The sequence below is a fragment of the Nocardia sp. NPDC051321 genome (assembly GCF_044455225.1).
Classification (GTDB): Bacteria; Actinomycetota; Actinomycetes; order Mycobacteriales; family Mycobacteriaceae; genus Nocardia.
Genome location: NZ_JBITEM010000011.1, coordinates 390,698 through 399,543 on the forward strand (window position 1 = coordinate 390,698; position 8,846 = coordinate 399,543).

Annotated in this window: 8 protein-coding genes and 1 rRNA gene; all 9 read left to right on the top strand. The window is 65.1% G+C overall.

Annotation, left to right across the window (positions count from 1 at the left end; translation table 11 throughout):
- Positions 1 to 19 precede the first annotated feature (19 nt).
- Entirely contained in the window at positions 20 to 829 is an 810-nt protein-coding gene (locus ACIA8C_RS27715) for a F0F1 ATP synthase subunit delta (RefSeq protein WP_397139590.1), read from the top strand.
- A gap of 48 nt (positions 830 to 877) precedes the next feature.
- The gene (atpA, locus tag ACIA8C_RS27720) at positions 878 to 2,515 is read left to right on the top strand and encodes a F0F1 ATP synthase subunit alpha (protein WP_397139592.1); all 1,638 of its coding nucleotides are present in this window, start codon (positions 878 to 880) and stop codon (positions 2,513 to 2,515) included.
- A 65-nt stretch (positions 2,516 to 2,580) separates the two neighbouring features.
- A complete protein-coding gene (locus ACIA8C_RS27725) occupies positions 2,581 to 3,552 on the top strand; it encodes a F0F1 ATP synthase subunit gamma (protein WP_397139594.1) in 972 nt (323 codons plus the stop codon).
- A gap of 19 nt (positions 3,553 to 3,571) precedes the next feature.
- Positions 3,572 to 5,020 carry a F0F1 ATP synthase subunit beta gene (gene atpD / locus ACIA8C_RS27730; protein WP_397139596.1) on the top strand — a complete coding sequence of 483 codons (1,449 nt, stop codon included), beginning with the start codon at positions 3,572 to 3,574 and terminating at the stop codon, positions 5,018 to 5,020.
- Between the two features lie 5 nt (positions 5,021 to 5,025).
- Positions 5,026 to 5,403 carry a F0F1 ATP synthase subunit epsilon gene (locus ACIA8C_RS27735; protein WP_396965811.1) on the top strand — a complete coding sequence of 126 codons (378 nt, stop codon included), beginning with the start codon at positions 5,026 to 5,028 and terminating at the stop codon, positions 5,401 to 5,403.
- 267 nt (positions 5,404 to 5,670) lie between these two features.
- The gene (locus ACIA8C_RS27740; RefSeq protein WP_357392215.1) at positions 5,671 to 6,087 is read left to right on the top strand and encodes a DUF2550 domain-containing protein; all 417 of its coding nucleotides are present in this window, start codon (positions 5,671 to 5,673) and stop codon (positions 6,085 to 6,087) included.
- A gap of 154 nt (positions 6,088 to 6,241) precedes the next feature.
- Entirely contained in the window at positions 6,242 to 6,823 is a 582-nt protein-coding gene (locus ACIA8C_RS27745; protein ID WP_397139598.1) for a cob(I)yrinic acid a,c-diamide adenosyltransferase, read from the top strand.
- A gap of 201 nt (positions 6,824 to 7,024) precedes the next feature.
- Positions 7,025 to 8,284, top strand: coding sequence for a UDP-N-acetylglucosamine 1-carboxyvinyltransferase (gene murA / locus ACIA8C_RS27750; protein ID WP_150407926.1), 1,260 nt, complete (start codon positions 7,025 to 7,027; stop codon positions 8,282 to 8,284).
- Between the two features lie 474 nt (positions 8,285 to 8,758).
- Positions 8,759 to 8,846: ribosomal RNA gene (locus tag ACIA8C_RS27755) — 16S ribosomal RNA — on the top strand; the annotation flags it as partial.

The following is an 8,846-nucleotide window of genomic DNA, read 5'->3' on the forward strand; positions in this document are numbered from 1 at the left end:
CGACACGAAAGTGAGAAGCATGTACGCAGCGAGCCGCGAGGCCTGCGCCCGGTCTCGGGAGGCGCTCAGGGCCGCTCTGACCGGAAGCGACAGTGTCGCGGCCACAACGGGTTCCGAACTGTTCGCCGTTGTCGCCGTGCTGGACGACCAGCGTTCGCTGCGTGTTGCGCTCGCGGACGTGTCGGTGCCCGGCTCGGCCCGGGCCGAGCTCAGCGAGCGGGTCTTCGGCGGAAAGGTCAGCCCGGCCACCCAGGCCGTGTTGACCACCGCCGTGGCCCAGGACTGGTCCCGGACCGCCGACCTGGTCGACACCCTGGTATTGCTCGGGCAAGAAGCGTTGCTGGAGTCGGCGTCCGACAGTGGTCGGCTCGACGCGGTCGAGGACGAGCTGTTCCGGCTCGGTCGGATCATCAGCGACAACCCCGACCTCGAGCAGTCCCTTTCCGATCGGACCAAGCCGGCCGAGGCGAAGCGGGAATTGATCAATCGCCTGCTCACCGGCAAGACCGAATCCATCACGCTAACCCTGGCTGAGCAGGTGGTGACCAGGCAGAAGACGGCAGTCGGGGTGGCATTCGACGAACTGTCCGACCTGGCCGCGGCCCGTCGCGACCAGATCGTGGCGCACGTGCGTGCGGCGATCGAACTGTCGGCGCAGCAGCGCGAGCGGCTCGCCGCCTCGCTGCATCGCATCTACGACAAGCCGATCCAGGTGCACGTACAGGTCGACCCGAGTCTGCTGAGCGGGCTCGTCGTACACGTCGGCGACGACGTGATCGACGGCAGCGCAATCGGCCGGCTCGAACGGCTGCGTCGGTCCCTGACCTGACGACGTCCTCATCCCCCCGACATTCGACACAGCGAGAGCAGGAAGAACATGGCGGAGCTGACGATCTCCTCCGACGAGATCCGTAGCGCGATCGAGAGCTACACGCAGAGCTACACCCCCGAGACCTCCATCGAGGAAGTCGGTGTTGTCACCGACACCGCCGACGGCATCGCGCATGTCAGCGGCCTGCCTTCGGCAATGGCCAATGAGCTGCTGGAGTTCCCGGGTGGCGTGCTCGGCGTGGCGCTGAACCTCGAAGACCGCTCGATCGGTGCGGTCATCCTCGGCGAATACGCCGACCTCGAAGAGGGCCAGCAGGTCCGCCGGACCGGCGACGTGCTCTCCGTTCCGGTGGGCGACAACTTCCTCGGCCGCGTGGTCGACCCGCTCGGCCAGCCGATCGACGGCCTCGGCGAGATCGAGGCCGAAGAGCAGCGCGTGCTCGAGCTGCAGGCCGCCTCCGTGCTGGAGCGTCAGCCCGTCGAGGAGCCGCTGGCCACCGGCATCACCGCCATCGACGCCCTGACCGCGATCGGCCGTGGCCAGCGTCAGCTGATCATCGGCGACCGCAAGACCGGTAAGACCGCGGTCTGCATCGACGCGATCCTGGCGCAGAAGGCGAACTGGGATTCCGGCGACCCGGCCAAGCAGGTGCGCTGCATCTATGTCGCCGTCGGCCAGAAGGGTTCCACCATCGCGGGCGTCAAGTCCGCGCTGGAAGCCCGTGGCGCGCTGGAGTACACCACCATCGTCGCGGCCCCCGCGTCCGACTCCGCCGGCTTCAAATGGCTTGCGCCGTACACCGGTTCGGCCATCGGCCAGCACTGGATGTACCAGGGCAAGCACGTCCTCATCGTGTTCGACGACCTGACCAAGCAGGCCGAGGCGTACCGCGCCATCTCGCTGCTGCTGCGTCGCCCGCCGGGCCGCGAGGCGTACCCGGGTGACGTCTTCTACCTGCACTCCCGTCTGCTGGAGCGTTGCGCGAAGCTGTCCGACGAGCTGGGCGCAGGCTCGATGACCGGTCTGCCGATCATCGAGACCAAGGCCAACGACATCTCGGCGTTCATCCCGACCAACGTCATCTCGATCACCGACGGCCAGGTCTTCCTCGAGTCCGACCTGTTCAACAAGGGTGTCCGCCCGGCGATCAACGTCGGTACCTCGGTCTCCCGTGTCGGTGGCGCGGCCCAGACCAAGGGCATGAAGAAGGTCGCGGGCTCGCTGCGTCTGGAAATGGCGCAGTTCCGCGAGCTGGAGGCGTTCTCCGCGTTCGCCTCCGACCTCGATGCCGCGTCGCTGGCGCAGCTCGAGCGTGGCGCCCGCTGGGTCGAGCTGCTCAAGCAGGACCAGTACTCGCCGGTCGCCGTCGAGGATCAGATCGTCTCGATCTTCCTGGTCGACGACGGTCGCTTCGACTCGGTTCCGGTCGCCGACATCCGTCGCTTCAACAGCGAACTGCTCGAGCACCTGCACCGTGCCGCGGCCGACGCCTTCAAGTCGATCGAGGGTGGCAAGGTCCTCAAGGACGAGGCCGCCGACCAGATCAAGTCGGAGACCGACAAGTTCAAGCAGGGCTTCCTCGCCTCCGACGGCAGCCGTGTGGTGAACGAGGCCGAGGCGGGCGATCTCGAGCACGAAGAGGTCGAGACGCTGTCGGTCACCCGCAAGCACGTCGAGAAGTGACCCAGGTCCGGGACTGATGCGAGTTATTCGTAAAGACGATGCGAATGAAGGGAGTGTGAACCGCTATGGCAAGTTTGCGTGAATTGCGCTCCCGCATTCGTGGTGTGAATTCGATCAAGAAGATCACCAAGGCCCAGGAGCTGATCGCGACCTCGCGAATCTCCAAGGCGCAGGCCAGGGTTGCGGCCGCCAAGCCATATGCCGAGGAGATCACCAAGGTCCTCGGCGAGCTGGCGAACGCGTCGAAGAACCTGACCCACCCACTGCTGACCGAGCGCGCTGAACCGCGCCGGGCGGCGGTGCTGGTGATCACGAGCGACAGCGGCATGGCCGGTGGCTACAACTCCAACGTGCTCAAGCGCGCCGAAGAGTTGATGCACACGCTGCGTGGCGAGGGCAAAGAGCCGGTGATCTACGTGATGGGCAACAAGGGCCTCACGTACTACACCTTCCGCAACCGCACCCCCGTCGCCTCGTGGGCCGGGTTCTCGCAGCAGCCGAAGTACACCGATGCGTCGGCCGCCTGCAATCACCTGGTCGAGGCGTTCATGGCCGGCTCCGACGGCGTGGTTCCCGCGCCGAACGGTACCGGCGACATCGCGGGTGTGGATGAGCTGCACATCGTGTACACGCGGTTCGTGTCGATGCTGACCCAGACCCCGGAGGTGCGCCGGTTGGCGCCGATCCAGGTCAGCTATGTCGACGAGAACTTCGACATGGGTGAGGACTTCGTGTCCGATTCGCCGACGGCGGATGTGCACGCGCAGTACGAGTTCGAGCCCGACGCCGATGTGCTGCTGGCGGCCCTGCTGCCGAAGTACATCAACACGCGTATCTACTCATCGTTGCTCGAGGCAGCGGCATCCGAGTCCGCGGCTCGGCGCACCGCAATGAAGGCAGCCACCGATAACGCCAACGACCTTGCCACGGATCTTTCCCGGCAGGCGAACTCGGTGCGGCAGGCCCAGATCACGCAGGAAATCAGCGAAATTGTCGGCGGCGTAAACGCGCTGGCTTCGAGCTCGGACCGCGACTAAGAAGCGCAGGAAGAGAAAAATGACCGCAGCAGTCACGCAAGACAACACGAGTCGGACCGGCGCAGACTCAGGTCGCGTCGTCCGAGTCATCGGCCCCGTCGTCGACGTCGAGTTCCCCAGGGGCTCGATTCCCGATCTGTTCAACTCCCTGCACGCCGAGATCACGCTGGCCTCGGTGGCCAAGACGCTGACCCTCGAGGTTGCCCAGCACCTCGGCGACGGCATCGTGCGTTGCATCTCGATGCAGCCCACCGACGGCCTGGTCCGCAGCGCGCCCGTCACCGACACCGGCAAGCCGATCTCGGTGCCGGTCGGCGACGTGGTCAAGGGCCACGTGTTCAACGCCCTCGGCGATTGCCTGGACACCCCCGGCCTCGGCCGCGACGGCGAGCAGTGGGGCATCCACCGCAAGCCACCGTCATTCGACCAGCTCGAGGGTAAGACCGAGATCCTGGAGACGGGCATCAAGGTCATCGACCTGCTCACCCCGTACGTCAAGGGTGGCAAGATCGGCCTGTTCGGTGGCGCCGGTGTCGGCAAGACCGTGCTCATCCAGGAGATGATCACCCGTATCGCGCGGGAGTTCTCCGGTACCTCCGTGTTCGCCGGCGTCGGCGAGCGCACCCGTGAGGGCACCGACCTCCGCCTGGAAATGGAAGAGATGGGCGTCCTCCCGGACACCGCCCTCGTCTTCGGCCAGATGGACGAGCCGCCGGGCACCCGTATGCGCGTCGCCCTCTCGGCCCTCACCATGGCCGAGTACTTCCGCGACGTGCAGCACCAGGACGTGCTGCTGTTCATCGACAACATCTTCCGGTTCACCCAGGCCGGTTCCGAGGTGTCGACCCTGCTCGGCCGGATGCCCTCGGCCGTCGGTTACCAGCCGACCCTGGCGGACGAGATGGGTGAGCTCCAGGAGCGCATCACCTCGACCCGTGGTCGGTCGATCACCTCGCTGCAGGCGATCTACGTGCCCGCCGACGACTACACCGACCCGGCGCCGGCCACCACCTTCGCCCACCTCGACGCGACGACCGAGCTTTCCCGCCCGATCTCGCAGAAGGGCATCTACCCGGCCGTCGACCCGCTGACCTCGACGTCGCGGATCCTCGAAGCATCCATCGTCGGTGACCGGCACTTCGCCGTTGCCAACGAGGTGAAGCGAATCCTGCAGAAGTACAAGGAACTTCAGGACATCATCGCCATCCTCGGCATGGACGAGCTCTCCGAGGAGGACAAGGTCCTCGTCGGCCGCGCCCGTCGCCTGGAGAAGTTCCTCGGCCAGAACTTCATCGTGGCCGAGAAGTTCACCGGCCAGGTCGGTTCGGTGGTTCCGCTGGAGCAGACCATCGACGACTTCGACCGGGTCTGCAAGGGCGAGTTCGACCACTTCCCGGAGCAGGCGTTCAACAGCTGCGGTGGCCTCGACGATGTCGAGGCGGCCGCGAAGAAGATCGCCGGAAAGTAGCCTCGATGTCGGAAATGTCAGTTGATCTCGTCGCCGTCGAACGGCTGCTCTGGTCCGGCCAGGCCACGTTCGTCAGCGCGCAGACCACCGAGGGTCAGATCGGCATCATGCCGGGCCACGAGCCGCTGCTCGGTCAGCTGGTCGAGGGTGGCACGGTGGCCATCGTCTCCACCGACGGCGAGCGCATCGTCGCGGCGGTGCACGGCGGCTTCTTCTCGGTGACCGCGAGCACGGTCCGGATCCTTGCCGAGTCGGCGGAATTCGCCGACGAGGTGGATGTCGAGGCGGCCCGGCGCGTGCTGGCCGACTCGGCGGCCAGCGAGGAGGACCAGCTGGCGGCGCAGGCTCAGGTCCGCGCGGCGGAGCAGGCCGCGAACGCGTAAGCGACAACCGCATAGAACACCAGACTGTCGGCGGCGAAGGGATCTTCGCCGCCGACAGTCGTCTTATAACGGGTGACGATCGTCTTAATACACGGCCCCCCAGTTTGTAAACTTGGTGTCGTGGTTGAATGACCGCACGGCGGTGTGAGCGGCGGGTCCGGAGGCGGCAGCTTGGGTAACCGCGGAGGGCCTGCGAAGACCGCCAATTGAATAGGGTGTCGACGACACGGCGACAGAGCGAAGGGACGAACTGCATTGCAGACCGGGATGGTTCTCCTGATCATTCTGGTGCTCACGCTCGTGTTCCTGGCCCTCGCCTCGACCTATCGCCTGATCATGTTGCGGCGCGGCGGAACCGCCGCACTGCTGCGGGTGCTGCCCGCGCGGGGCGGACAAGGTTGGCGGCACGGACTCATCCGATACGACGAGGACCGAATGGTCTTTTTCAAGCTGACCAGCCTGAAACTCGGACCGGACTGCACAATTCACCGCCAAGGCATCGAGATCGGCGACCGACGCGGACCCGTCGGCGACGAATACGACATCATGAGCGACGACATCGCGGTGATCGCGGTGACCGATCGGGACGGCAGCTATGAGCTGGCCCTGGATCGCGCGTCGCGAACCGCTTTTCTCTCCTGGGTGGAATCCCGCCCCTCCGACCGCACCCGCCGAATGCGCTAGCGGCGCAGGTACGCAACCTTGGTACCCACAGATTTCGTTAGTACATGGGTAACTTGTCGGGTACGGGCTGACCCCGCCACTGACTTTGCCGCCAGTCGCCAACGTTACTGTTGTGGCACCTGGGTCTGGCCTGAAGACACGGAGAGGCGGAACAGTGAGTGTGCATCTGACGCGGATATACACGCGTACCGGCGATGACGGGACCACTGGTCTCAGTGATTTTTCGCGGGTGGCGAAGACCGATCCGCGCCTGGTCGCGTACGCCGACTGCGATGAGACGAACGCCGCAATCGGGGTGGCTCTCGCGCTCGGGCAGCCCGAGGAGCAGTTGCGCGAGGTGCTGCTGCAAATACAGAACGATCTGTTCGATGCGGGAGCCGATCTGTCTACCCCCGTTGTCGAAGAGCCCAAGTACCCGCCGCTGCGCATCACCCAGCTCTACATCGATCGGCTCGAAGGCTGGTGCGATGAGTTCAATGCTGAACTGCCAGCACTGAATTCGTTCATTCTGCCCGGTGGCACACCGCTCGCGGCGTTACTGCACACGGCCCGCACCGTCGCCCGTCGCGCGGAACGTTCCGCCTGGGCGGCCGTGCGGACACACCCGGACGACACGAACGTCTTGCCTGCCAAGTACCTCAACCGGCTGTCGGATCTGCTCTTCATCCTGAGCCGCGTGGCCAATCCGGGCGGCGATATCCTGTGGAAGCCCGGCGGAACCAGGTCGAGCACCTGATAATGCTCGAGACAGAAGGACGCACGTCCTCGGGTTCATGGGTAACACCCCGGGTACACCCAGAACTCAGCCCGGCATCGGGCCGCCGGTCCGTAACCGAACTACCGTGGCACCCACTAGTGCGCTGAATACCCGGAGTGGCGGAACAGTGCCGCAACTATCCTTGCACCCAACAGTGCGCCGAATACGCGGAGAGGCGGCATGGAACGGTTTTTGGTTACCGGCGGGAATCGACTCGTCGGTGAAGTCGCGGTGGGGGGCGCCAAGAACAGCGTCCTCAAGCTGATGGCCGCCGCATTGCTGGCCGAGGGCACCACCACGATCACGAACTGCCCGGACATTCTCGACGTGCCGCTGATGGGTGACGTGCTGCGCGGCCTCGGCTGCGACGTCGCGATCGACGCCGGGGTCGTCACCATCGACACCCCGGCCGAGCCCAAGTACCACGCGGACTTTCCCGCGGTGACGCAGTTCCGCGCGTCGGTCTGTGTGCTCGGTCCGCTGATGGCGCGCTGCAAGCGCGCGGTCGTCGCGCTCCCCGGCGGCGACGCGATCGGTTCCCGGCCGCTCGACATGCACCAGGCCGGCCTCCGGTTGCTCGGTGCGACCAGCGAGATCGAGCACGGTTGCGTGGTCGCGCGGGCCGACGAGTTGCAGGGCGCCAAGATTCGGCTCGACTTCCCCTCGGTGGGTGCGACCGAGAACATCTTGATGGCCGCTGTCCTCGCCGAGGGCGAGACCGTCATCGACAACGCCGCGCGCGAACCCGACATCGTCGACCTGTGCAACATGCTGGTGCAGATGGGTGCCCGGGTCACCGGCGCCGGTACCTCTGTACTCACCGTGCAGGGTGTCAAGCGCCTCTCGCCGACTACACATCGCGTGATCGGCGACCGCATCGTCGCCGCGACCTGGGGAATCGCCGCGGCGATGACGATGGGTGATGTTCGGGTGACCGGGGTCAATCCCAAGCATCTGTCGTTGGTACTGGACAAGCTGCGCTCGGCGGGCGCGCGTATCTCCTTCGAGCAGGACGGTTTCCGCGTCGTGCAGGCGGAGCGGCCGCGCGCGGTCAACTTCTCCACGCTGCCGTTCCCCGGCTTCCCGACCGACCTGCAGCCGATGGCGATCGGGCTCGCCGCGATCGCCGACGGCACCTCGATGATCACCGAGAACGTCTTCGAGGCGCGGTTCCGCTTCGTGGAAGAGATGATCCGGCTCGGCGCCGACGCGCGGACCGATGGTCATCACGCGGTGGTGCGCGGTATTCCGCGGTTGTCGAGTGCGCCGGTGTGGTCGTCCGATATTCGGGCCGGTGCCGGCTTGGTACTCGCCGGTCTGGTTGCCGACGGAACCACCGAAGTGCACGACGTCTTCCACATCGACCGCGGCTACCCGAATTTCGTCGAGCAACTGCAGGCTCTGGGCGGCGAAGTGAAGCGGGTCGGTGCGGCCGAATGATGTGTGAACGCCGAAAACGCTTCGTGACCAGCAGATTTGACATGGTGCACGCAGACACGTAACTTTATTCAAGTCAGAGCGACACGGACACCGACCCGGGGCCGAGGAGCTGAGCGGAAACGCTGAGCGCAGGCCAGGGAAACGAGGTAGTACGAGGAGCGCCTGACGCTCACACTGGCTCGACTGAGACCCCGATTTGGTTCTGGGGGAGCGGCTGAGCTAAGCTGAATAAGTTGCCTCACCGATCAAGCGGACAAAGTCCGGGCGATGGTGTGTGCGTGTGTTCTTTGAGAACTCAATAGTGTGTCGATGAATGTCAGTGCCAATTATTTAATTGGTTCCGGCCTCTCATACCCCCCGGTTGATGAGGTCGGACATTTAGTCAGCAAATCTTTTTGCTGGCGTTTTGTTTTGCTAGGTTTTCGGACTCTAGTTAAGTATTTCTGATTAACCCTTCGGGGTAGTCAAGAGTCTTCAACGGAGAGTTTGATTCTGGCTCAGGACGAACGCTGGCGGCGTGCTTAACACATGCAAGTCGAGCGGTAAGGCCCTTCGGGGTACA

Coding starts and splice junctions, on each gene's coding strand:
- atpA (WP_397139592.1), top strand. CDS start 878: ATGGCGGAGCTGACGATCTCCTCCGACGAGATCCGTAGCGCGATCGAG.
- ACIA8C_RS27740 (WP_357392215.1), top strand. CDS start 5,671: ATGGTTCTCCTGATCATTCTGGTGCTCACGCTCGTGTTCCTGGCCCTC.
- murA (WP_150407926.1), top strand. CDS start 7,025: ATGGAACGGTTTTTGGTTACCGGCGGGAATCGACTCGTCGGTGAAGTC.
- ACIA8C_RS27725 (WP_397139594.1), top strand. CDS start 2,581: ATGGCAAGTTTGCGTGAATTGCGCTCCCGCATTCGTGGTGTGAATTCG.
- ACIA8C_RS27715 (WP_397139590.1), top strand. CDS start 20: ATGTACGCAGCGAGCCGCGAGGCCTGCGCCCGGTCTCGGGAGGCGCTC.
- ACIA8C_RS27735 (WP_396965811.1), top strand. CDS start 5,026: ATGTCGGAAATGTCAGTTGATCTCGTCGCCGTCGAACGGCTGCTCTGG.
- atpD (WP_397139596.1), top strand. CDS start 3,572: ATGACCGCAGCAGTCACGCAAGACAACACGAGTCGGACCGGCGCAGAC.